Here is a 23,754-nt window from a genome sequence, read left to right as displayed (position 1 = left end):
GAGGCTGAGGCCCTCTGATCCGCAGAGGTCTGTCAAAGCCAGGAAGAACCGGGCCTAGTGCTATGTCTTGGATCTCTATAAGGCCGCAGAAACATCACTCGATATTCTGGATCTGAATATTTATTCATCGTCTTTAAGCATTGTTTTTTAATGCTTTTAAATCCTCTTACCCGGTCAAAATTCTTGAATAGTTACCGATTTGGTTACCAATTTGTCTTCTGCTTCCAAGAAGGCGACAGGCCGTTTGACTGCTCGTTGCCAGTGAAGGCGCCACTTCGAATTGGCCCTATCTTGACCCAATCGGTGCCTGTTTAGTTGGCGTTGTTCCACATTCTAATCCAGTCGGCCCGATCTGCGAGAGTGGTAGAACTTGAGTCACATCTGCTTCAAAGAGGCCGGAGCTAAACGCTCCGGATAACACCGCCACAGGGTCACGGGCGCGCCCCCAATTTGCTGGCTTCAAAGAGGCCGGAGCTAAACGCTCCGGATAACTGTTGGTGAGCACCCCCGCCTCGCGGAGCATGGCCGAGCTTCAAAGAGGCCGGAGCTAAACGCTCCGGATAACACCTACCGACGAGGCCATAGCCATGTCTATTCGACTCGCTTCAAAGAGGCCGGAGCTAAACGCTCCGGATAACATTCATGCGTGAACGGTTGCGCAGTGCGTTTTCTTTGCTTCAAAGAGGCCGGAGCTAAACGCTCCGGATAACAAGGAATACCTGCCTCCGTGTGACTGCATCAGCCAGGCTTCAAAGAGGCCGGAGCTAAACGCTCCGGATAACTTGCGCTCGATTCGAACAGCGTTGATATCGCTATTCTCGCTTCAAAGAGGCCGGAGCTAAACGCTCCGGATAACTGAACTAGGAAAAACGAAGGGGGAGTGAATGGAAAGCTTCAAAGAGGCCGGAGCTAAACGCTCCGGATAACCCACTACACGATCGGCGAGTACCCGGCCGTTTCCCTGCTTCAAAGAGGCCGGAGCTAAACGCTCCGGATAACCGCGCAGCAGATCCTCCGTGACGCCCAGGCCAACTGGGGCTTCAAAGAGGCCGGAGCTAAACGCTCCGGATAACCCGTTGTACAATACTCAAACCCCCCGCGTAAATTCAGCTTCAAAGAGGCCGGAGCTAAACGCTCCGGATAACCCCAGTAGGGGTCGATAGCGGCCCCGACCGGCAACGGGCTTCAAAGAGGCCGGAGCTAAACGCTCCGGATAACTTGGGCCTGACCCTCGGGGACCGGGTTTTCTATAAGCTTCAAAGAGGCCGGAGCTAAACGCTCCGGATAACCTGGTGACTACTTCGCATTAGGTAAAAAATCTATCTAGCTTCAAAGAGGCCGGAGCTAAACGCTCCGGATAACCCGTTGTACAATACTCAAACCCCCCGCGTAAATTCAGCTTCAAAGAGGCCGGAGCTAAACGCTCCGGATAACAGCGATCTGCACCGCATCTATCACGCACAATCCGCGCTTCAAAGAGGCCGGAGCTAAACGCTCCGGATAACGAGCCAGTCCCCGGTTTCTTGGGAACTCATAGCCTCGCTTCAAAGAGGCCGGAGCTAAACGCTCCGGATAACCAATCACTGGTCACGAAGCCGGTGTGTTACAAAATGCTTCAAAGAGGCCGGAGCTAAACGCTCCGGATAACCGCGTCTTCCCTATGCCGCTGGATTAGCACTCCGTAACAGAGAGCTGCGAGCACTAAGCTCCCATTACCGAACGCCATGGTTTTTATGACAAACGTCAAAGCCGCGTGCTTCGTATTTTGTTGATTGTTAAAGAGCATTTCGTAGTGCGAGCGGTCATGGGCGTTTTGTTCACCACCTAAGCACTCGCATCTGGCCGGCGAGCCGTCAGATAATCACCGGTTCTTTAGTAATGGGCTGAAATGCCTTCCCTATGCTAACAAATTCGGCTGACTGGGTGTCGGCAGCCCACAACTTAAACAGCAGGACGTGATCTTCGTGTTGTTTGATCTCCTTTTCCAGATCGGCAATTAATCGTTGATAACGGCGAGGGCTCAAGCGGCACTGAAATACAGATAATTGCACCCATTCGCCGTAGCCTTCCATGATTCTAAACACCTGGCGTAGGCGCTTTGGATCGCTTATGTCATAAGTGATTAGATAAAGATACTCCTTGCTCATTAGCGCTATTTCCTTCAATGGTCACTCTTTAACGCGTTGTGAACCCTTGATAGTGCTCTATTTCGCCATTCAGAAAACGCCCCAACAAACGAGCTTCCAGCTCGAGTAACCTCCGGTAACTAATGCGATAGCCAAAATAGGGGTGGGTAATTTGCTGACCGAGACGCCGCTCCAGAATGCCTAGGAAAGTTTTACGCCCTGATGTGGTTAGCCCGCACTGGTCGCCATGGCTAACAAAGTCCTTTACGTTCAACTCACCGTTATTGATCGCGGTAATGACAGCTGAATCTGCAAGCAACGGTCTAAAGGGCTCCATCATGTCCAGTGACAGAGCCGGACGGCCGGCGCGGGCCTGATGGTAAAAACCAACGTACGGATCAAACCCGACATTGTGCAGCGTTGCCGCCCATGTCCGGCTCAAAACACTATAAGCGAGAGACAGTAAGGCGTTGATCGGGTCTCTTGGAGGACGCCGATTACGCTGGTTGAAAACGAATCCCGAGGAAAGCTTATCGGCAGCGATTAGATGGGCGAAGGCTTTGAAGTAGATACTGGCAGCTTGCCCTTCAAGACCGAGCAGAGTGGCCATATCAGAGACACGAGAGGCGCGATTCGCGCACTCTCGTAACCCTTTGAGAGCCTGATCTTGAGGCTCATCACCCCGCCAGTTACGGCGTAACAGGGTTCGACAGTTAAGAATCTTAGCGCGAACCAAACTACGGGATATCTTCAGACAGGCAGCGTCATCAAATGCTGACCTGAACTGACTTATTCTCAAATGCACGTTCTTCTGCCCCAGGCTCTGCACACTCCCGTAATACCAACCTCCTTGGGTATGCCACGAGACAGGAATTTCTCGCTGCATCAGTGTCTGTAAGGTCGGAGTAGTTAAGTGAACGTTTCCGTAGAGCGCCAAGTGATTAATTTCATTAATTCTAACCTGTTGCTTTTGCTCTCCTGCTTCAATTTCCAGCACCTCCCCTTTTTTACGCACGGTGCCATACGGCGCCTGGACGTAGACGGGTATGCGCTCGTCGTCTCTAACCGCAATGGGTCGTGGGGCTTCTTCCAGCTTGTTATACCAATTGACCTCATCGGGCAGGCAGATGGAAACGAGCGAACAGCGGGGGCATTTGGGGCTGTCTTCAAGTGGTGGCGGTATATCCTTGTGAGCCAGGCTGCGGAGTTCTTCTACTGCCTCCAGCGTCGTCTGCTGTAAATCTTCGTCGAAATGGACTCGTACACGCTCCTTCGAGGCGACATAGTAGATTTCGCCTTCCTCTGCGCTATATCCATGCTTGCGAAGCAGCAGCCCTTGCGCACAGAGCTGTACCCGCTCTGGATCGTATGCCCCAGAAGCGATATGTGGGCGTTTACCTTTCTTATAATCAACAGGCTTTACCCTGCTCCCATCTCCTTCTATCAGGTCCAGCTTTGCAATAATGCCCAGGTCGTCATCGCTCAGCGTAATAGAACGCGCATGGATCGGTTGTTCATCGTCCGGCTGCTCAGAATCAGGCAAGTTACCGGATTTTTTATCAACCCGGCGGTGGGCGTAACGACCAGATTCCGTATCCAGATTGTCCCGCCACTCGCCTTGAATCCACTCCATGTAGGCTAGGCGCGGACAGTATACATACTCGTTAATCATGCGAGCTGGTATGAGACTAGGCTCCGCCGCTGCATTTTCCATGGGCACCACCCTTTCCCTAGGTGAATATTGACACAGACGCAGTGCAGCTCTTGCAGCCGTCCGATTTAGTCGCTCATTTAGTCCTTGCTACCGAACATCCCTAATCCGAAGTGACAACCGAAGCCCAAGACCAACGGCCCTGTGACCGGCTCCGCAAAGCTCAAGCGGAGGAAACTGCCGCGCCGGTCCGGTTGTTGCAGGCCACGCCGACGACGGAAACGCTGGAATTGCACTGGGCGCATGGGACGCTTGGCCCGCCCTAGCGGGATACTTTCCAGCCGTTCGATAGTCGGTTCCGGCAACCCTCGCAGGCGGCACTCACGCAGCAACTGGGCTTCAACATCAAAGCCTCGCTTGCAGTGCCAGGGGTGAAGATATGGGGTGAGGCTTTCCCAGACTTGCCCTTGGTTGGAAAGCTGGCCAAGGGCATCGCCTTTGGTATCCAACAGCAATCGCCACTCCCCGGTCTTACCCATCCAGAGGCGATTCATGATATCGAGCGCCCGCAATACATCGGCGTCGATCCCACCGGGAACGTGCAGCAAGAGATGATCAATTCGGCCGTCTGCGTCGGCATCCTCCGGCAGAAAGAAGGCGTGGGCATGGCGGTTCTCGGCAGGCAGGTCGTGACCGGAGATGAGCGGCGGAACGGCCACTCCTAGGCGCTGGTCGAGGGTATGGATCAACGCCGACCGGAAGGCCTCAGCCACACGCAGTGTGTCCTCTACGCGCGGCAGCGGCTTGCCCACCAACTGCAGTCGCGCCTGTTGGATCGGCAAGCTTTGCCTGGATTCAGCCTGACGCGGTATGCGGCCGCTCAGGGCATGATAGGGCCGGTAATAGATCACCTGCTGCGCGGCTGGCGGAGCATTCCAGCCCACCGCCTGTAGCGCGCCGGTATCGAGTTCCAGCGCCTCAACCAACGGTTCCGGCAAGGTCGCCTGAAGCGCCACGCCTTTTTTGCCTTTGACGCTTTTGATATCGGTATTCTGCAGTAGCGCATCCCTTTGCTGGCGCCAGTCGGCGGCAGAGAGTGGCGCCAGCAGCGTGGTCGGCTCACGCGCCAGGCCGTCCTCTGTCAATCGGTCATCGCCTGGAAACGCATCGAAATGACCATCCCAGCCGTTTAAGCGTTCGGCAGTGACCCAACTTTCAGCGCGCCCCAGGTAGCCCAGTTTCGCGAGCAGGTCATCCAGCAGCGCTTCGTCCTCGTTGTTCAGCTCAACGCGCGGCCATTGGACGATCAGGCGCGCGAACTTGTGCATCACGGCAAAGGCGTCGAACACAAGGCTGGTTTTATTGCCGGCGCCCGGCATGTAATGACGGGTGTGCGCCTGTCGTGCCGGCGGCAGCGCAAATCGCGGCGGCTCGCTGGCCAGTCGCTCAAACAGCTGCTCCAGCTGCGCCTGACTGAAGCGCGTCTGGTCTCCCTTGCGGTGCCAGGTCGCCAGTAGCGCGCGCAGCAGTCGCCACGGCGACGGCGGCCACTCCACGTCGGCCTCGTTGACATGCTTTCCCCAAGGGGTGGCATGGTAGCGACCCGCAGGAAAGTGAATGGCGATAGTCAGCATGGCTTATTTCTCGTAGGTGACCTGAGTGACACGGGGGTCGGCAAACAGTTCGCTGCAGGCCTCAATCAGGGAGGGCAGCTGTGCTTCTAGCTCCGCACGCCCGGGAACTGCAAAGCTCTGAGGCTGAGTCACACGCAGATCAACTTGGCGCAGATCGCATGCGGTGCGCAGCCGCAGACCCTCATCAAGGAAGCGACGGATTTTGTAGAGCGCCAGTGCCGCCAATAAGTTGTTCGCTGCATCACCCAAGCCAAAGGCACGAATTTGGGACAGATCGATATTGAAGTAGGCGGTAATTTGCGGCGCCACGTACTCATCACGGGCGAAAGGCACGTTGCCAAATCCCTTGCTGGTATCTCCGCTGGGGTTGACGCTGTCATTCTTGACCCCACCGCTGGCGGCCACTTTGGCTTGGCGCGCTTCGATAAAGGCGGACAGGACACGCGGCAAACGCAGCCGTCCCCCTGCCAGTTCTTTCTTGGCCAAGAACACCCCGTGCAGCAGGGCATTGGTGTCTAGCCGCATCAGCACGGTGGCCAAGCGTCGAATGTCGACCCGCCCTTCCTCCATACCCGCCAGCTCGGACTTCAGCACCTCAAGCAGGCTCTTATCCTTGCCCTCGAGAATATAAGGCGAGTTGATGCGGTGGGATTCCAGTACCGAGTTGGTCAGCGGCCGACCACTCTTGTCCTGAACCTTCACCAGCGGCAGCCCCTTCAGCGGTGTAACCCAGTCATCCGCCACATCATCCCAGCACACCACTTCCAGGCGGTTGGCCATGCTCTGTGCCGACTCGACCAGCAGCATCTGCTCGCCATCAGGGCCTTCGTAAACCGCGGCGCCGAGATCGGGGAAGCCGGTCGGTTGAAAGCGAGTGCCCTGCAATGGCTGAAGGTCCACTTCGAGCAGCAGGCGGGGGGCGTTATCAAAAGCGCTAAAATCGAAAGTCATGTGCATTCTCCTTGCTATGAACTTAAAAGGGGTGTCTTGATCAGGCTCGCACGGACTCAGCCGCGTCGAGACGATAGGTGGCGCGTGCCAAGTGCTTTAAACTGTTAGTGGACATGGGCACCATCAGAGCCGCCAGCAAACGCGAGCCATCAATGGCACCACACTCAGGCGCCAAGCTCGGTGCTTGAATACCCGCAATGCGCGTGCGCCGCATCGCTTCGGCAACAGCCTCTTCCACCCGGTTCGCCGCCAACAGGCGCGTAACCGTGCTCGGCAGAGTGAGCTGCTTACCTTCCACTAACAAGGATGCGTCTTTGAGTTGCTGGGCATCGCAGAACAGCGGCTTCAGCAGCCGATAGACCAGCGGCAGTTGCGGCTGATCCGTTTGCCGATTTGGAAGAGCAAACGGCCGATCAATCAGCGCCAATCCGGGCAGTAACGCGGCCACCTGTCGATCCAGGTCTGGTGACAACAAAAAGGTTTCTATGGCCGCGAGGTCGGCCGGCACCTTGCCAGCTAAGCGGATGCCGACAGGCGCCTGCTTATCTAGTTGTAAGCGGCGGGCCAGCAACGGCGCAAACTGCCGGCTCAAGCCGCCAGTTCCCCACGTACAGGTGGCATTGTCGCCGTTATCGGCCAAACGCCAGCTGTTGCTGCCCTTATCCAAAGGAAAAATATGCGCGCGCATGGGCAAGGCGCCGCCAACACCGATGCTTGCCAATGCCGCGGCCAGACGGAACGCATCACTGCCATCATCCGCATCGCGCAGCCAGGCAGATGACAGCCGTGGCAGGTTCAACGAGGCTTCACGGCCTTTGCGGCTGCGGGCTTGCCAATCAACCAACTCGCCCAGGCGGATCAGAATCGATTGCAGGGTGCTACTGGTCGCTCGTTGAGTAAGGTCAAAGAGGGCGTTCTCAAGCCCCTGAACAGCGCTTTTCAAGCTATTGGGGGCCTCCTTGGCACGGGCCAACCGACGCAGCCGAGACAGCCAGCCGTTACGTTCCAAGTCAGCGATCAGTTCAGCTTCTGGCCGCTGTTCCACCCGGAACTTCTTGAGCGGCGTGGCCAGGTAGGCCTTACCGGAGCGCATCACAAACGCATAGCGCTGAAAGGCGTCGATACCGCGATCCACCCCCAGTTGCGCTACGGCACGGGCGAAGTCCAGACCATCACGGCACAGTTTGCCATTCATTGCGGCGCGGCCTTCACTCAACACCGCCTTAATCTCTCTTAGGGTGACCGCCTGGCCCCATAGCGGCAACCACATCTCCGCTCGAGCATTCCCCTCGTCGGCCTGGGCAGTGTTACCGGCGCCGCTGCCGCTCATGCGAACCGTAAATGGGTAGCTGAGGCTCCCTCTTTCCCCGTGCCCCTGACGTCGGGTGACGCTCGCCGCAAACAGTAGCGCCCCCTCCAGCATCAGCACAAAGTCCCATCCGTTGACATGGGCACCGCCTTCAAATGCGGTGCTGCTGTTAGGGCCCCCGGCACTCCCCGGCGCAAATTGGCCGATAACCCCCTTACCGCTGCCTCGGTACACCGTCCCGAATAAGGCATTCGGAAGGGCCTGACTGGCGGTAACCGAAGGTGCCCCCGTGTTCGGATCGAATAGCGCAACTAACTGCTTTAAGTAGTTGTTGGTGAAGTCCAGGCGACCATCGTTGCCACCGGTCCCCAGCAGGGGCGGATACTTGGCGCCGTCATCAGTTAACATCAGCGCTGCATCCATCCAGTCCAATGCGCGATCCGGCAACGTACTCCGTAGATGGTTAAGCAGCCGCTCCTTCTGCTCACTGTCGGGCTTGGCTGTCAAAGATTCTTCGCAAAGCACTTGTTGAATCTGTTCGATACTTTCTCGTAGCGGCGCAAAGCGCTCTGCCGTTCCTGCGACGATGGGACCAAAGCCGTCTTTGTTGTCGGAGGGAAAGAAGCCACTTCCGCCATTCCACGGGGCCAGTACCGCAGTCGGTTGATAACGGTTTAGAAAAAAGTCCTGAAGCGCCTGATCGTCCACATTGGCCATGAGCTCGAAGCCATCATCCCGCCAGGCGCCCTTCACCTTCGGATCGAGCTGCTCTGCGACTAGGCGCTGTATGCCCAGTGCCTTGAGGTAGTGAGCCAGCGGCGTCGGAGCACAGCCTTTTAGCAGTATTCGATTCATGATTGAGGGGCCTCCTTGTCATCTTGACTCTGCACCTCTTTGGATGCGCGCCAGTCCGCAATACGTACCAACGCCTCAAGCCAGGCCAGTTGGAAAGGGCCTAATTGTTCCAGCACTTCTTGTGTACGAGCGACCCAGGATTGCCCCATGTCGCCCTCTCCCAGACGCATCAGATCAAGCCTGAGTGGGACCTTCGGCAGCTCATCGGTATCACCCAACTTGAGCGCAGGCAATTCGTCACCGGCCCATACACCTCGGGCATAGAGCCGGCTGTCCTTTGGCTGGTTTTCCGTCGGCAGCGCACGTAATCCCATTCTCACTTTGCCATGATGTGCCGCTATCAGGTAGGCGACGAGATCTCGCTGGGGATGATCTTTATGGGTATCAAGCCAGGCCAGCGCTGAGGCGAGTTCGTGCCGGAAACAGGGGCGTGGAACGCCTTGCTCCTGCCCGTCCGTGGGGTTCATACGGTAGTCTGCGGGTCCACCACCGCGTGCGGATTTGGCCCAGGGAGCGCCCGTTGCCGGCGCATCGCCCGTGCGAGTGAGCATGAATTGGAAGGCTTCATGCGCCTTACCCCAGTCATGGTGGTGCGCTGCGGTTATGATCGCCTCGGCGTGGTCGTCTTCGACACGCAACTGATCACAGAGCCGAGCAGCACTTTGACGGGCATCTTCCAGATGCTCTGCCAACGGGACGAAGCGCCCGGTCTGACTGCGGCGATCACTGCTGTAGGCCTCCAGAACGTCTTTAGCCGGCTCCTGCAGGTCATCAACCTTTCCCTTGCTGGCTGCTTTAAAACCTATTTCAGGACGATACCCCCCTTCTGATGCCCGACACATAACGATCATGCCAGGTTTTAGTCGGTCGGCTTTCAGTGCTTGCCATCGCCCTTCCAAATGATCGAAAACCCAGGCGCTCGCTTTCTTCAGGTGGTCGCGCAGTTGCGCTATCCCTACTTGGCAGATTTCATGACTGGCCACTGCTGGCTGCTCTTGCGGCGATTCCTCGAAGTCCCTCCAGAACACTTGGCATTGAGGCAGGCCTGAATCCCGTATGTAAGGTGACACATCCACATCCAAGCCGGAGAGATCAGGGTCAGTGTTAAAGAGCTCCATGAAATCGCGACGTCGCAACACCAAGCCCTGTTCATGTACATCCGCCACTGCCGGAAGGCGCCCCGGCGCAGCGTCACCTCCTTGCGCCAATACCGCTTCAAGCTGTGCGCGGGCTTGGGATAGGGCACTAGATGTATAGGGTGCGGCCTCCAGCGACTCATCGATATCAATGCAGAAAACCCGTGCGCTTGAGTGTTCACCGTAGCGGTTGCAACGTCCTAGGCGCTGAACCAGGGATGACCAGGGGGCCAGCTCCGTAAACAGGGTGGCAGAGCTGATGTCGACGCCTGCTTCTATCGCCTGCGTGGCGATGATGATGCGATTGCGACCAGCGTCCTTGGCCTTGAGTTTGACCTCGATCCGCTGGCGATCGGCCGCACGAAAACGGGCATGAAGTAACAGCAACTCGGTTGACGGGTGGCGCTCTTTCAGCGCCTCATACAACCCCTGAGCACGGTCCACTCGGTTGAGGATGACCAGCGTCTGGCTGTCCGGCTGATGGTGTTGAATCACCTCGTCACATAGGCTGGCCAGATAGCTCTTTGCTTGCTGCTTTGCGCTCTCTTTATCGAGTCGTGTTTGCGTGAAGCTAAGGGTCTTGCTGGCTCCAACTCGTTTGGCAGAAACCGGGTGTGCACGATCCGCTTCGCTCAGACTATGAGTAGTCAGGCCGTTGATATGGCCTTTGAAATCCACGGTGGCCAACCAGTCCGCGTTAAGCGTTGCGGACACCCAAAGACTTCGACTGGATTTGGCCAGTGGTAGATCACGTCTGAACGCTTCGAGTTGCGCCGCCGTGCGCAGCGCTGGCCCCATCAACTGCACTTCATCAAAGACCCAATAGGCATCGTTATGCAGCAGTGCGTAATGGATTGGCCAGAGGTAGCGACTCATGCCATAGCCACGCATCAGTGCCCGAGACAGCAGCATATCCTGGGTGCCGATCAGGATCGTTGGCTTTTCCGGGGACTCCGCCCAGCTCTGGTCCTTGAGGTCTTGGCTTCCCCCCATCAGCACCTGCACGCCCACACGGTGCTCCAACGCCAAACTCTGTAGCCAGCCCCGGATATTGCTCTCAGTCTGCTCAACAAGTACCCGCATGGGCAGGCACCAAATCAAGCGTTTCGGAGTATTGCTGTCTTGCTGGACCTGCTGCTTGTAAAGCCATGCCAGGGTAACCGCTGCGGTCTTGCCAAGGCCGGTAGGAATATTGAGGATATCGGGCCACTCGCCAAGTGCCAGCGCTTCCTGGTAAGGCAATGGCTCCACGACCTCTTCGCCAAAGGCCTTAGAGAAGAACGCTTTAAATTTCATCTTTAGTCCCCAAGGGCCGCCGGCCCTGTTTCATAGCGGTATGTCGCGACTATCTACGAATCGTCATCCCCGACCAATCCTGGAAAAATGCACAGGTAAAGCCAGTTGACAGGTCGCTGATATCATCGGGTCAACCGTTGAACAGCCACGGTTTGAGCTCGTCTTGATTGATGAGAACCAGTTGCTGCGCTTCTGGGCAGCCATCGAGCATTTTTACGTTGACCTGCAGTTCAATCAGCAGGTACTGCACTAGTGCCGCCCGAGTTGACAGTCGGAGCTCTCCTCCACTCATGCCGTAATCGTGGCTCAGCGCCTCTTGCTTGGCCGCCGACAATCGGGGATCGGGTCTAAGAGCCACTTCTACCTGGGTGTTCCAGGCCAGGTCACCACTCGCGGAGCGACTGGATTGATCGAGCACTTCCGGCTCTCCCCGAAAGCGACTGAGTACAAAATCTCGGTAGTCCCCGCTTTTCTCGCAGAACGCGCGTAGATGCCAACGCAGGCCGGATTTAACGAAGGTGTGCGGGACAATGACGCGGCCGTCGCGACTGGGATTGCTGAGCGACACATAGTCCACGTCGATACGGCGGCGCTCGCGTAGCGCCTGAACCAACGGGCGCATCAGCACCGGTGATACGGCGCGGGGAGGATGAGTCACCGCGGCATGCGGCAGGCTGAAGGAGGGGTGGCGCGGTACTGTTATCGATTGCCGGCCTGCCATCCAGTCCAGATACTCACTGACATCGCCACGCAGGTAACGCGGGCAGAAGCCATCAGTGGGTACATAGCGTTTGATTCTGGGCTGATAAACAAAACAGCCCGGATGTTCCCTCTTATAGCGATTGATATCCTTACTGGCTTGCTGTCGGCTGATTCCGAAGAACTCGGTCAGATGTGTCGTCGATAAGCGGCCTTCCCAATAAAGGATCAACTCGATCAGCCAATACTTATCATTAGTACTCAGCCTTGCCATGCTTATCCTTAAGCCCAAAGTCCCCTTTGCAACTCAATGAGCCTATGCCGGTGATGTGAGAGCCAAATCCAGACTTACTTCCTAATGCTAAGCCTCTGTTTTAACAGATGATAGCGCTGTTAGCTACCCGCATATCGGCAGACAGTACAGGTTTATTAAGCATTACTGCATGAGATGAATCCCTGCCCGCCTGCGACCCCTTGCTGTTATCTGAAGGGGATATTGGGCGAGGCGCTCAATGTGCTGCTATGCGTCGCCGGTCAAAATCTGACAAGACCGCTGCGTTGGCTGGCTGCGAGACCGGTTTTTTGGGCCGCATTTTGGCAACAGATAGAAAACCTCTGGCAATGAGCTGAAAAGCCGTGAATTCCCGCTCAGGCTTGAAAGTAAAAAGCGGGATTTTTCAGGACCGACTAATTAGCTTGCCGTCCGGGACGTCGTAATACATTCGCTATCCCTCCTCGCGCACGCAGACTTCGTCAACAACGTAGCTTTTCGGCGACTTGCCGGTCTGGCCAACATCACTGCCGGGGGCGGCGTGATAGAACCATCCCCGCTCACTCCCCGTAGATCACCTTCGGTTTCTTCAGGTACCAGCAGCCCCCTTGGGTCAGGGATCATGCTCGCACCACTTATAGAAACCTACTCGGATAAATGGAATGCGCGCCCCAGCCCAACGATCTCGTTCAAGAAATGCCTTGCCCGTCCGAGGTAACGGGCAGCTTCTTTGGTGGTTAGAAGCGGCTGGTTAATAAGTGTCTCCAAGCTGTTCACTGATGGGCCGCGTATTCATATTGTTGATTTTTATTGATATGTTTCTGCTTGGCTCAAATATGCGCGAGCTCAGCAGAGACATGCTTTCGTCCAAAGTAGGGAAACGGAGACGCAGAGATGAGTTCTATTAAGGCCGCCGTACAAGAACACCTGCAAGCCTATCCCGACCAGCTTGCGAGGGAAGTTGCAGCAAGCATTGGTGCAGACAGAAGAGCGGTTAGTCGCCATCTTCATGCCCATAGAGAGTCGCTCTATGTGCAAGACGAGCATTACCGCTGGCGGCTGCTTTATAAGCCTGATCTATGTTTCATCAAAGCATGGAGCATCGAGAAGAACCCTTACGGAATATACTTTGTTTTTGATGGCCCAGAAGAAGCCTTCCAGAAAGCAAAGCAAGTTCTTCGTAATAGCGGTATCGACTTTATACGAGCAGCCGAAAGCTTCAGACCTGCCGATGACGGCTATCAATACGACTGGTTTGTTCGCCTGTGCAACTCCCCTAACGACAAAGACGTCGAAAATAGAGTTCTCGAACTAGTAACGGAGGAGTCTAGAAACGTAATAAGAGAGGACGGTGGCAACTATGATCATCGGCAGTCCCCCTGCGATTCCATCGATAGTGAACAGGTACTAATTAATTTTCTGCTGAACGAAAACCGCTCTTTATCCGAACAGCTGGACCTACATCTTCGAGTTTACGCGACAAAAACTGACGAGCTGGGCGCTCTCGAAAAGGAATATTCAGAAACCAGCCTAAGGCTCAACGAAGCACAACACCGCGTTGATAAACTCTCACGACAACTTACCGCAGCAAAGCTCGACACCACACCCATTCGGAACGCTCAAAAAGAAGCTGTCGATGAGTACATCCAAGCGTTTGATGCCGATCTGAAGAAGCTCGATGAAGAGAACGGCGAGTTAAGAAAACAACTCGAACACGCGCACGAAACCATCGACGGGTTAAAGGATGAACTCAGTTATCACCAAAGCATAAAGAAGCCGTCGGAAAAGGCATCCAAGGCCAAACAGCAACTGCTACATAGTCTGCTACCCCATGTATTCCCCCGAATCGTTTTTGATGATCAGTCGTTCGACGAAATCGCGAGCAACGTTACCAATTATCGATCCCTGATGGGCACCCTAAAAATGCTCGAGCGGGGAGAGAAATTCTCGTCGCGTGTTAAGGGCAATAACCACTGGTGGGAGGTCACCAAGCACATCAGCACCGGCAGTAGTAATCGCCTGCGTATTTACTGGGGTATTCCAGAGCAATCCAACGACAAGGTCGCGTTAGTGCGCTTTAAGACCGGGGACAAAGAGCAGAGTCTATTTTTGTCAGACCTGAGAAGCCCGAGCGAAATCTACGCCAATTCACGCTGAGCGGCATTCATCCACCTGACCCAGGAGTTGATCATGGAGCAGTTTGTTCAGAATTTGGCTGATGGGCTTGGAGAAACCAAGGCCCGCATTTACACCGCCCTGAAACGGTTAAGCCTTGTGGAGGTCGTCGAGCAACCTCATAAGCATTGGGAAAGTACCCAGAAGGGCGCTCGCTATCTCAAAGAGACGCACAAGGAGAAGCTCGTCGCCCTGATCAAGGAGCAACTTGAAGCTATGGATGATCCCTATCTGGGCCCGCCCCCGGTCATTCAGAGAAAGACCTGCCGCAACTGCCACCGCACGATGTTTAAGCATGACTTCGGCGTCTCTGAAAAAAACGCAGACGGGCTGACCAAGTGGTGCTTAGACTGCTTGATGGAATACAACGAAAGTCAACACTACGGCGCCTTCTGACCACCCTCGTTGGCACGCTTGAAAACGACAACCCAACTCGCGAATAGTTGTGCTCGTTCTCCGTTATCGGACAGTACAAAGAGGAGCTTGTGGCGATCAGGACGGTCCTCAAGTTCCTTGAAGATCTGCATCGCGGCACCGCGATTTGAACGGCTTTGATGCTTTTCTAGACAAAGCTTAGACACCGCCGGTTTTAACCCCTTGGCGGGCATTGGAACAGGCCGAGTGGATTGCTGGAGCTAACCGGGAGGCATCCCAATCTGCTTCACGCGACAGGAGGATTGGCCTTCAACGCCAGCCTGACCAACCCTGCCTGAGACCGCGTCCCGGTCTTTGCAAACACTGACTTGAGTTGAGTCCTGACGGTGCTAACCGACGAATGCCGGACCTCGGCGATCTCATTCAATGCCAGCCCCTCCACCAGGCTGCGAGCGATATCAGTTTCCGCTTCGGTTAGCTCGAAAATTTTGCTAAGCCCGAGCAGGTCAGCCACTTCACTACGGTCCGGGTTGATCACGAACAGGGCAGCGCCCCTGATATTGTCGGAGTCGCTGAAGCCATCATCGCGCACGGGCATCAGTTCGAATAACAGCGTGCCGCTTTTATTGGGGCAGGGTAACGGCAGCAGCCCCCCTTCACTGCGCCCCTCCTGCTTACTGGTTTTCAATGTTTCGGCTAGGAGTTGTTCGAAGCGATGCTGCAGCGGTGAGTGACGCAGCTGGAGTTGGCCCGTCGCAGTGAAGCGGTAGGCGCCGGTCGTGTCGGCCTCGGCCTGCGCGGTGGTGTTGGATACAATCACCCGGCCGGCTTGGTCAAAAATCACCAAGCCCACGAGCAGTTTGTCGAGTACCGCTAGCACGGCGCCGTAACGCGACTCCAGTCGACTGACGGTGCGGTGCAGCTCGACCGCCCGCGAAAGGTGGGGCAGCAACAATTGCAGATGGATTTTTTCCTGATCGGTGTGCTGCCCCCATGCCTCAAGCCGGTTGATGGCGATGAAGTCTTTCCAAAGATTGTGCGGGCTCACGCGGGCGCAGAGGCACCAGAAAACGCCGTGCTTTTCGCGCTGAAACTGAATCCACTTGCTGTCGTGATAGGCTTGGGCGTCGGTCACGAACTCTAAATCGCGAAAGACCTGTCCCGGTATCAGGTTGTGCATGTACTGATAACGGATGTCGTTTTCTACCCCGTAAGGGCTTTGGTAAAGCACCCTATCCTCCGCGTCATAACCGTAATCAGCCGCCACCTCGGTGCTCTGATCTTCCCCGCTCAATACAAAGTAGGCTCCCGCTGAGCCGCCGGATACCTTGGTGATGGACTCGACCGCTTGCGGCCAGTTGTCGGCGCTTCCTGGTGCGGAGTAGATCGCTTCCACCGTGGCAAGTACCGCGGTTAGATCGTCCACCTCATGCCTCCTCGGGTTTCAACAAATGACTTTATCCACTATATGCGAAGGGCTATTCAACTAGGGTAGTCGAAAAATTTATCACTTCCGCGCGGCGTTCATCGGCCGGCGGAAAGAGCGTTTTCTCGGATTTCTTTGAAAATCATTTCCAGATTAGATGGTTGTCGTTTTGTTGCGCGGGCCGCCTACCCCAGATGGGGTAGACGGAACCTTTTACTGGGCCGGCGCAAATCTCATCTAGCGTGTTGTTTTTGTGTTGGTGCAAGCGTGGAGTGTTTTTTGCAGTCGAGATCAGCCATATCGATTGGAAGGGGGGGAGGCCCAGTGGCCACTGACCCCGGTCCGTAGCGTGGTGTCAGTGCCAACGGGCAAAAGGCTGATTTTCCCAGCGAGGAGGCCGCAATGAAAAGAACAAACATCTACGCGGTCATTTTGACCGTAATGCTCAGTCTATTCGGCTCAGCCAACGTATATGCCGTTGCAGTAACGATTGATACCGGAAACTACACCGGTCTTTGGGATATGGACATTGACGGTCAATTCCGAAGCGGAACAGCTGTGGTTGATCTTGACCCAGGAGTACACCGATTCCGGCCAGGGACGACGGGGTTGGTGATATTCTCCGTGGATGAAGCTGGAATGATAACGCTACCCCCTGATTTTGATGGCGTCTCCGCGATCGGAGGGAGCGGCGTTCTAAGCATACTCACACTGCCGGTTGTGATCGATCCGGGCCAATATGCAGGCCTGTGGGAGATCGGCCGTGTGACCGAATCCGTAACTGGCCTGCAGACGGTTAACTTAGTTCCTAGTAATCACCTGAACTTTAACGGCTCTATTGGCAATGCATACCGAGTTGCAGTCGGTTTGCAGTCAAGCGCCTTCCTGATCACGCTGCTCGGCGATGGAACGGTGAATGTGTTTGATAGCACCGCAGCATCTGGGGCCGCGGGAGCGCTTTCTTTCGCCAACACCGATGTCTCTGTGATTGATAGGAACTCGATCTCTCAGGCTTGGTACATTTTGCAAGTAACGGAGCATCGCTTTGGGGATGCGACGGTCACTCTTGTTCCAGAACTTACTTATGTCCTCCGAGATGTAGCAGCCGGTCTGGGTATTTTTACTGTGTCCGAGCCCTGTGCCGTCAGTCCCACATCCTTGACGCTGTCTGGAGTGGATTATGACTTGAGTTGTGGCGCAATCGATCAGGATTCTGATGGGGTGCCCGATGTAACGGACAACTGTCCGTTGGTTGCGAACCCGGACCAGATCGATATTGATGGCGATGGCGCCGGTGATTCTTGCGATGTCGATGATGACGGCGATGGCGTTGAGGATACGCAGGATAACTGCCCGCAAGACCCCAATCCGGCTCAATCTGACGCTGACCTCGACGGCATCGGCGATGCTTGCGATGGCGATAGTGACGGCGATGGAGTTGATGACCAAGTTGATCTGTGCCCGCTGTCGCCACCTTCGTTGCCTGTTGACTTAGATGGCTGCACAGGAGCGCAAAGAATCGCCAGAGCATGTGACATAAGCAATTTTGTTCAGCACGGCAAATACGTGAACTGCGTTGCCCACGCAGCGAATGAATCCGTGGCACTTGGGCTGATAAACGAAACAGAGAAGTCGTTGTTTATTAAGGAAGCAGCGAAACGAAGGTAGTCATATCGATTGCCGCCCCGCCAAGGCGGGGCGCTTTCGGGCAAAACGGTCGTCGATCGCACGTTGTGTTGATGGCCACACTATTTTTCCTCCCAGCTTCCCGTTAATTGAGACTTTGGCATCTTTTTCCCACTCCTTTGGGTTAGAGGGAAAAAATGGCGAATCAAATCAACAAGCTGGAAAGTCATGCAAAGAGGGGTTTTGTGTCAGATTGGACTAGCCTAGATGTAGCAAAACTTGTGGTTCAAGCCGCAGTTCCTGCTGTACTCGCAATTATTGGGTTTGCTATAAAGTCAGAGTTGCAACGACGTGAGAACAACGAATGGCGAACTCGTATTCAAGTAGAATGGAGACTTCGTGTTTTTGAAGAGATGGCAAAAGATTTAAACAATCTCTACTGTGCATTTAATTACATTGGCAACTGGGGGTCTATGGAACCACCAGTCTTACTTGATCTCAAGCGCAACTTGGATCGCAACTTTTATATTTACAAATTTTTGTGGTCTGAACAGTTTAGAGAATCATATGCTCGACTAATTAATGCATGTTTTGTTACTAATAGGGGTGCAGGATTAGCTGCCGCATCACGGGCTAATGTCAGCATGTATAAGAAAGCTTGGGGAGATAACTGGAAACCTAGTTGGGATGAGATGTTTGTCTCAAATACTCAGAGATTACGAAGAGATGAATTTAATGAACTATATGCTGATACATCAGCACGGCTGATAACGGAATTAGGAATAGACAGCAGCTGAATTACTGGAAAAGGGGAATGATATGAAATTCCAAATTCGACTCTGTTCTGTCTTTGTCGTAATATTGCTTTCAGTTTCTGCATCAGCAGGGCTAAAAGGTGTTGCATTCGATTCAGGACCAGCGTATGCGCCAACTGAAGTCATTGAGGGGAGTATTAGTACCGCAGGAGGCGGAGTAATTTTACGAAGCATTGCATCTTGCGATAGTACTGGTAGTGATAGGTGTAAAATCGAGTCGGCTAACCTTTTGCCTGGTAAAAATTCAAGCACGATCCAAATAGTTTTTGGAAAAAGAGGGTTTTTCTTCGGTGAAAAATGCAGTGGAAGCTACACAGCGGATACATGGTTGATAAAGGGGGCTATTGACCTGGTCGCTAGTGAAAGTGAACAAGTGTTTCGCAACATTAACCTACTTGGAAAACCAACAACTAAAGACATTAAACTTCTTTATAAAAATCGGGTTTCTCCGCGTTCTGTCTGGTTCATAGAAGTGAGCCCTGCTCTAGCAAAAACTAAGGCTGGTGAAACGCTGTTGACGCTGGATCTGCTATTGACTGACTTGCAGCAGTATGCCAGAGACCCTGCCAATGCAAGCCTAATTGAGAGACAACTTTCATCGGAAGGTGTTGTTAATTGGACTTGGACCGATGAGCATGCACAACCCTCATTCAGGGTAAACTGCGCAAAAAGTGCTATAAGTTTGTCTGGTTCACCTAGCTTCACATTCCTTGATGACCAAAAAAGGGTCGTTAATTTTTCACGCGGAAATATTTTGAAAATGATTCACGAAACGAATCCGGAGCTGTTAAACAGATCTACCAAGTTTTCAAACATTGCATCATTTTTACGGCATATCCGAGATGAATACCCCAAGCATTGGTCAAAGCTACGATTCGCATCTCATCAATTAAAAGGCAGTCATGGCGATACGCCTAGACTTCTAATGCGCTAATGGGCCACCTGCTTTATCATTGCTTTTGTAGGTCAAAGAGAAATTCAATTGATCCTGCGATTGATGTTTTAAAAGGGATTTTGAAAAATGGGTTTTTCCTGGTTAAGGAAGATCCCGAAGTGCCGTGGAAAGACCCCTGTGGATGTAATAAAAGCCTCCAAGTTAGGCAATATCGGCTCTGTCTTACTTCTTTAAATTGCGAAAGCGACCTTCGTGATCATTGTGAAGCATTTGGGCCAGTAGGAATTGGCTTTGAAACAGAATTCATAAGAGCACTGGGAGGCTTCCCCGTATTCTATTTACCTGCCCCTATCGGTAACGACGAAAAAGACACAGAAGATCGGATTGGAGTTTCTTTGTTGTATCGCCTCACTGAACTTCGCACCATTATGGATAAGATTAAATGTTTGCCAAATAAATACCGGTCGGAACTATACGACCATGTTGAAGATATTGGTGAATTAGAAGGGGCAATAAGGTTTTTAGGGAATATCCTATATTTTACAGATTACACACGCCAAACAGACACGCTTGAATTGCGATATTATCGCCAGAGGGAATGGAGATTAATTGCTGGTTTAACTTCTGATCATGTGCGAATAGATTGCGTAAAAGGATCACCATACTACATTTTAGCAGAGCATGATGGAAAACCTATCAGGAACTTTATCAAGGAAATAGTAGTTCATGGCAGTAAAAATGACTGCGCTCTCGTGGATAAGGTACTACAGAATTACGGCATGTCAATTCGGTCAAGGTTACTTTAACATTTTTGTGGCAATTGGTGAGCTTCCTGAAAACTATGCAGCACAACAACAGCATCCACTCGGGGAGTAAAAAAGCGCCGCTCGTTCCTCCTATGCTTTTACTACCGGTGACGCGGGACGTTATTCAGCCCTGACATCAAGCACAGCTCATAGCTGGGGAACCACACCATCCGCCCCAGAATGTCTGATAATGAGCAGCTCCTGTCGCGACCAGCCACCACAGCCAGCGTCCGCTTTCATGTTTCTGGCGATCAAGGATGGTTGAATGGTTCGCAGGCTCTCAGCGGCTCCTTCGGGGCGGTTCCCGCCGCTCGGCTACAGCAGAGACAATGTCTGCAAAGTTCGCATAAGCGACCGGTCGATGGTTTGGCTGATGAGCAAGGAACGGGTGTGCACCTAATACCTTATCTTTACTGTTCAGTTCTATGCCGAAGTAGTAACCGCAGGTGGTAAATATCAAACTCTATGCTCCATGCAGAGGAAGCGCCGAACACCCCATGGTGCTGCACCGAGTCTCCCAAACGATTCGTAGAAAAACCCCATATCATTACCGCTTGCCTGCTAGCTTCATTTTTGTCGAAACTTCGGTCCCTTTCTGCAAGTCCAGCGCTTGGCGTACGACATCCAGGTAAGCTGCAATATGCTCACGACGGTACATACCTGCTTTCAGGTCTTCGATATCCTGCTGAGCCAGAACGCCAAGGTTCAACAAAGTCTCTACGTCCACCTCTACCCCTCGTGCAATGTGGTCAAGGAAGTCCGCGGCTGATTGAGCAGAGAACGAGCCTCCTCCAGTTACCTCTTGGCGCGGCGGTATCTCCGGCCCGTCGCCAATGGCCGCGGTATTCTTTTTGGCGGAAGACTCTTCAGAATTCGCAGGACTTGCACCCGATAAAACCGATTTTTTGAATTTGTCGGAATCATCGGGAGCGCAGGAGGTGCTTTTTGCTTTTTCCCTTTCCCGTAACGCATTGAGGTATCGTCCCATCCGTCAGTCCTCACGGACGGCTGGGTTGATGTGGTAGAGCGTTTTCGGCTTGGTGGATGTAGGGACTGTTTCCCGGTACAGGTAGCCATGCTCGCAAAGCGTATCCAGCGCGCGGTAAATGTCCTCAGCGTTGCTCAATCCCCCCCATTGCTTACGGTTGATATCACTGATCCGAAAAGGATTGGGGAGCTTAGGTAGGCGCTCCACCAGCGAACGAGCGCCAACAGCGGAATCATGACCGAGTGCGTAAACACGTCGGGCATGACTTTCCAAGTAGTCGCACCAGTCCGCCGCCCGCGCCGCAGATTCAGCCGATACCGGCTCCTCGGTGCCGACCTCAGCCACATGAATAAGAAGTGCGAGGCTGGCCATCAGGGAAGGGTATTTGCTCAGGTGGCTCTCCATCTGAGCGCTGCTCTCCCCCGTGCGGATTCGTTGCATTAGCTCCGAATACCATTCATCAAACAGCGTTTGAGCCTCCTCAGAGAAGCGCAGCGCGGGAACGACATCATCACTGGGGGGGATTTCATTGAAGCGCTGAAACACCGCATCGGCGCGCGCTTGAGCGTCTTGGTTTGGTTGGCGGTCGATATGCTGGAATTTGCCCTGATCGGGATACACCATCATCTGTAGCCGCTCAATGAAGCCATCGTCACCGCTACCGTTGCGCTGCGCCATCAGATACGGCTGCAGCTTTCCGGGTTGGATTCCGCCGAGAACGCTAACGGTGGTGCTCTTAATCTCCACCGTGCCGCGACCGATTCGGTCATAAGTGAAGCTCCCCTGACCACCCCAGGCCTCCAAATAAAACGCGCGATCTTGTCCGCGGCCCTCGCGCTCCATGCTGTTCATCCAGCCGGTCAGCTCATCCCGGAACAGCAGGATACCCATGGGGTTTTCAGACAGAATCTCACCAAGTTTTTCGACCGTGGCATCGTTTACCAAGTAGCGCCGCCGGGCCGGCTCTAACGGCACGCTCTCCTATGCTTCGAGCAGCAGAGTGTGAGCGTCGCTGTGCTTGTCCTGTTTGACCAACTTCGCCGCGCGCTTTTCAACTTCCTTTTGCTGAAGCTGATCCAGTTTTTGGGCTGCCTGATAGTCTGCTGATGCGGCGATAAAATCCGTTTTCGCTTCGCCCTCCAGGCGTTTAAGCGGGCGAATCGCATCATCCAAGGTGGGCGTCTTTTTCATCGACGGCCGCCCGACAATGACACCCCAAAGATTAGGGATCACCAGCCAGTCGTCATGACGCTTGGGGTGAATACCAAGCTTTCGACCCAGCAGGCTGCTCAGGGCGACCATCACCCCGATTGCACCAAAGTCCATGGGCGCGTTGTCCTTGCGTTCCGACAGATCCACCACAAAGTCCCGCAACGGTTCAGGGAGGAGCTCGGGATCGAACGCTTCCACCGGGAGCAATTCGTTCTTTAAGGGCTTGGGGGGTGACCAGTGGATTTTTGGCGCCGGGTTATCATCCGCGCTACGCGCTTCCTGGTTGCCATGTGTGAGTGACTCGTCAGGTGCCTGCCTCGGCACCTGCATACCCGCTTCAAGGCCGTTGGTCAGCGTCTTATCAACTTCATGCGCTGGCAGCCCTGCCGAGGTCGCGGCCTCCGCAAGGGCGGCGTGAGATTCTGCCAACGAAAGCTCACCGCCCGCCACCAGCTGGCCGATTGAGAATGCCGCACAGTTGAGCGCATCGTTACGGCCCCCCTCTTGAGTTGCAGCAATACGACTGCACTCCTGATTGAGTGCGGCCTGTCCATAACGGCTGACACGTTCAATAGTTCCTGAGCTATCGCTATGTACCCGCGGAGCATCTTCCGACCGGCCGATGAGGTCCAACAACCAGGCGGGAGGCATCGGCAGCGGGGTCGTAGACAGCTTCTCAGCGAATTCGTAGCGGTGGCCATTGGGGTGAACCGACGGCGGAGCCACCACGTAGCCCCCATCACCACGAACATCGAAGCATCCGGCCAGGTTGGCGCGATTGCGGATGTGCTGTCCTTTCAATTCCTGCGGGATAGCAAAATAAAGATGGAACCCCTTATCAGTAGTGGCTTTGGGGCCGGAGGGAAGCTCTCCTCCGTGCGTTTCAACCAGTTCAAACCACTGCGTGGGCTCGTCCACATCGACGACAAAGAAGCCATTGATGCTTCCTGTGGGCAAGCCGATATTGCTAGCAGGGTTGCGCCACAGCGCGCGCACCTGATCAGGACAACGCTTCGCATCTTTGAAGCCGCGGGGCGTTGCGGGTTTTTTGCCGCCCGGCTCCAGCGGGAAAACCGCATAGCCGGCGCGAGCATACTGTACGGCGGGATCAACTAATGAGAATGGGACGGTTGTATGCATATCTCACCTCACTAGCCGTTGCGGCACTGTTGTTGCTCGACCCAGACCAGAAGGTCAGACCGCCGCCAGGCAACAGAATTGGGGCCAAGTGCGATCCGCTTCGGGTGCTTGCCTTCGCGCTCGAGCTGCCAGGTTCTGGAACGGCTCAAGGAGGTGATGCTGCAACGCTCTTTGTCTCGGCAGAGGCCTTCTTGGGCTCCCGCCGCTTCAAGCGCTGCGGTACGCTGCTCGGGGGTGGGTGTGATGTAGGGTTTCAAAGTCACTTCCTCCAGTGTTTCAGCTTGGACGGAAGTGATACTGCGCGTATCTATCTGTTTTATCAGTGTATTTTCATTATTCTCTTTATGGATGATCTTTGAGCTGCATGA

At 54.3% G+C, this 23,754-nt stretch carries 16 protein-coding genes, 1 pseudogene and 1 CRISPR repeat array; of the genes and pseudogenes, 6 read left to right on the top strand and 11 right to left on the bottom strand.

Annotated features, from left to right (window positions below; translation table 11 throughout):
- Nucleotides 1-383: 383 nt before the first annotated feature.
- Nucleotides 384-1,648: a CRISPR direct-repeat array (repeat unit 36 nt; unit sequence GCTTCAAAGAGGCCGGAGCTAAACGCTCCGGATAAC).
- Nucleotides 1,649-1,853: 205 nt separating this feature from the next.
- The 7 genes from cas2 to JGZ97_RS05655 form a co-directional block, all read right to left on the bottom strand.
- Complete coding sequence (cas2, locus tag JGZ97_RS05685) at nucleotides 1,854-2,147, bottom strand: CRISPR-associated endonuclease Cas2 (RefSeq protein WP_207061645.1); 294 nt, start codon at nucleotides 2,145-2,147, stop codon at nucleotides 1,854-1,856.
- A 28-nt stretch (nucleotides 2,148-2,175) separates the two neighbouring features.
- The gene (gene cas1, locus JGZ97_RS05680) at nucleotides 2,176-3,840 is read right to left on the bottom strand and encodes a CRISPR-associated endonuclease Cas1 (protein WP_207061644.1); all 1,665 of its coding nucleotides are present in this window, start codon (nucleotides 3,838-3,840) and stop codon (nucleotides 2,176-2,178) included.
- 77 nt (nucleotides 3,841-3,917) lie between these two features.
- Complete coding sequence (gene csb2, locus JGZ97_RS05675) at nucleotides 3,918-5,411, bottom strand: type I-U CRISPR-associated protein Csb2 (RefSeq protein WP_207061643.1); 1,494 nt, start codon at nucleotides 5,409-5,411, stop codon at nucleotides 3,918-3,920.
- Between the two features lie 3 nt (nucleotides 5,412-5,414).
- Nucleotides 5,415-6,362, bottom strand: coding sequence for a type I-U CRISPR-associated RAMP protein Csb1/Cas7u (gene cas7u / locus JGZ97_RS05670; RefSeq protein WP_207061642.1), 948 nt, complete (start codon nucleotides 6,360-6,362; stop codon nucleotides 5,415-5,417).
- 40 nt (nucleotides 6,363-6,402) lie between these two features.
- The gene (csx17, locus tag JGZ97_RS05665) at nucleotides 6,403-8,526 is read right to left on the bottom strand and encodes a type I-U CRISPR-associated protein Csx17 (protein WP_207061641.1); all 2,124 of its coding nucleotides are present in this window, start codon (nucleotides 8,524-8,526) and stop codon (nucleotides 6,403-6,405) included.
- A complete protein-coding gene (cas3, locus tag JGZ97_RS05660; protein ID WP_207061640.1) occupies nucleotides 8,523-10,958 on the bottom strand; it encodes a CRISPR-associated helicase Cas3' in 2,436 nt (811 codons plus the stop codon). Before cas3 ends, csx17 begins: the two co-directional genes overlap by 4 nt.
- 130 nt (nucleotides 10,959-11,088) lie before the next feature.
- Nucleotides 11,089-11,931: a WYL domain-containing protein gene (locus tag JGZ97_RS05655; RefSeq protein WP_207061639.1), complete on the bottom strand. Its 843-nt coding sequence runs from the start codon at nucleotides 11,929-11,931 to the stop codon at nucleotides 11,089-11,091.
- 891 nt (nucleotides 11,932-12,822) lie between these two features.
- Between JGZ97_RS05655 and JGZ97_RS05650 the strand changes: the two genes are divergently transcribed.
- Nucleotides 12,823-14,085 carry a hypothetical protein gene (locus tag JGZ97_RS05650; RefSeq protein ID WP_207061638.1) on the top strand — a complete coding sequence of 421 codons (1,263 nt, stop codon included), beginning with the start codon at nucleotides 12,823-12,825 and terminating at the stop codon, nucleotides 14,083-14,085.
- Nucleotides 14,086-14,118: 33 nt separating this feature from the next.
- Nucleotides 14,119-14,499: a hypothetical protein gene (locus JGZ97_RS05645; RefSeq protein ID WP_207061637.1), complete on the top strand. Its 381-nt coding sequence runs from the start codon at nucleotides 14,119-14,121 to the stop codon at nucleotides 14,497-14,499.
- A 265-nt stretch (nucleotides 14,500-14,764) separates the two neighbouring features.
- On the opposite strand, the gene JGZ97_RS18465 is transcribed toward JGZ97_RS05645, so the two are convergent.
- Complete coding sequence (locus JGZ97_RS18465) at nucleotides 14,765-15,904, bottom strand: helix-turn-helix transcriptional regulator (RefSeq protein WP_207061636.1); 1,140 nt, start codon at nucleotides 15,902-15,904, stop codon at nucleotides 14,765-14,767.
- 402 nt (nucleotides 15,905-16,306) lie between these two features.
- Here JGZ97_RS18465 and JGZ97_RS05635 point away from each other — a divergent pair, with 402 nt between their 5' ends.
- From JGZ97_RS05635 to JGZ97_RS05620, 4 genes are all read left to right on the top strand, one after another.
- The gene (locus tag JGZ97_RS05635) at nucleotides 16,307-17,572 is read left to right on the top strand and encodes a thrombospondin type 3 repeat-containing protein (RefSeq protein ID WP_242521559.1); all 1,266 of its coding nucleotides are present in this window, start codon (nucleotides 16,307-16,309) and stop codon (nucleotides 17,570-17,572) included.
- Between the two features lie 155 nt (nucleotides 17,573-17,727).
- Nucleotides 17,728-18,327 (top strand): hypothetical protein, encoded by a 600-nt coding sequence (locus JGZ97_RS05630; protein ID WP_207061635.1) that lies wholly within the window; start codon nucleotides 17,728-17,730, stop codon nucleotides 18,325-18,327.
- 22 nt (nucleotides 18,328-18,349) lie between these two features.
- On the top strand, nucleotides 18,350-19,279 hold the full coding sequence (locus JGZ97_RS05625) for a hypothetical protein (protein WP_207061634.1): 930 nt from the start codon (nucleotides 18,350-18,352) through the stop codon (nucleotides 19,277-19,279).
- Nucleotides 19,279-20,046 (top strand): hypothetical protein, encoded by a 768-nt coding sequence (locus JGZ97_RS05620; RefSeq protein ID WP_207061633.1) that lies wholly within the window; start codon nucleotides 19,279-19,281, stop codon nucleotides 20,044-20,046. The genes JGZ97_RS05625 and JGZ97_RS05620 overlap by 1 nt, the downstream gene beginning before the upstream one ends.
- 547 nt (nucleotides 20,047-20,593) lie before the next feature.
- Here the strand turns inward: JGZ97_RS05620 and JGZ97_RS05615 are convergent.
- From JGZ97_RS05615 to JGZ97_RS05600, 3 genes and pseudogenes are all read right to left on the bottom strand, one after another.
- Nucleotides 20,594-21,034 carry a hypothetical protein gene (locus JGZ97_RS05615; protein ID WP_207061632.1) on the bottom strand — a complete coding sequence of 147 codons (441 nt, stop codon included), beginning with the start codon at nucleotides 21,032-21,034 and terminating at the stop codon, nucleotides 20,594-20,596.
- Between the two features lie 3 nt (nucleotides 21,035-21,037).
- A pseudogene (locus JGZ97_RS18095) lies at nucleotides 21,038-23,386 on the bottom strand (DUF3987 domain-containing protein).
- A gap of 11 nt (nucleotides 23,387-23,397) precedes the next feature.
- Nucleotides 23,398-23,643, bottom strand: a complete 246-nt coding sequence (locus tag JGZ97_RS05600; protein WP_242521558.1) for an AlpA family transcriptional regulator — start codon at nucleotides 23,641-23,643, stop codon at nucleotides 23,398-23,400.
- Between the last annotated feature and the right edge of the window lie 111 nt (nucleotides 23,644-23,754).

This window comes from Motiliproteus sp. SC1-56 (assembly GCF_017309075.1).
Lineage (GTDB): Bacteria > Pseudomonadota > Gammaproteobacteria > Pseudomonadales > Balneatricaceae > Motiliproteus.
This window is presented reverse-complemented; position numbering and strand designations above follow the sequence as displayed.

Bases quoted from the DNA above. Each gene is read 5' to 3' on its own strand.
- cas2 (WP_207061645.1), bottom strand. From the start codon at position 2,147: ATGAGCAAGGAGTATCTTTATCTAATCACTTATGACATAAGCGATCCA.
- cas1 (WP_207061644.1), bottom strand. From the start codon at position 3,840: ATGGAAAATGCAGCGGCGGAGCCTAGTCTCATACCAGCTCGCATGATT.
- csb2 (WP_207061643.1), bottom strand. From the start codon at position 5,411: ATGCTGACTATCGCCATTCACTTTCCTGCGGGTCGCTACCATGCCACC.
- cas7u (WP_207061642.1), bottom strand. From the start codon at position 6,362: ATGACTTTCGATTTTAGCGCTTTTGATAACGCCCCCCGCCTGCTGCTC.
- csx17 (WP_207061641.1), bottom strand. From the start codon at position 8,526: ATGAATCGAATACTGCTAAAAGGCTGTGCTCCGACGCCGCTGGCTCAC.
- cas3 (WP_207061640.1), bottom strand. From the start codon at position 10,958: ATGAAATTTAAAGCGTTCTTCTCTAAGGCCTTTGGCGAAGAGGTCGTG.
- JGZ97_RS05655 (WP_207061639.1), bottom strand. From the start codon at position 11,931: ATGGCAAGGCTGAGTACTAATGATAAGTATTGGCTGATCGAGTTGATC.
- JGZ97_RS05650 (WP_207061638.1), top strand. From the start codon at position 12,823: ATGAGTTCTATTAAGGCCGCCGTACAAGAACACCTGCAAGCCTATCCC.
- JGZ97_RS05645 (WP_207061637.1), top strand. From the start codon at position 14,119: ATGGAGCAGTTTGTTCAGAATTTGGCTGATGGGCTTGGAGAAACCAAG.
- JGZ97_RS05635 (WP_242521559.1), top strand. From the start codon at position 16,307: ATGAAAAGAACAAACATCTACGCGGTCATTTTGACCGTAATGCTCAGT.
- JGZ97_RS05630 (WP_207061635.1), top strand. From the start codon at position 17,728: ATGGCGAATCAAATCAACAAGCTGGAAAGTCATGCAAAGAGGGGTTTT.
- JGZ97_RS05625 (WP_207061634.1), top strand. From the start codon at position 18,350: ATGAAATTCCAAATTCGACTCTGTTCTGTCTTTGTCGTAATATTGCTT.
- JGZ97_RS05620 (WP_207061633.1), top strand. From the start codon at position 19,279: ATGGGCCACCTGCTTTATCATTGCTTTTGTAGGTCAAAGAGAAATTCA.
- JGZ97_RS05615 (WP_207061632.1), bottom strand. From the start codon at position 21,034: ATGGGACGATACCTCAATGCGTTACGGGAAAGGGAAAAAGCAAAAAGC.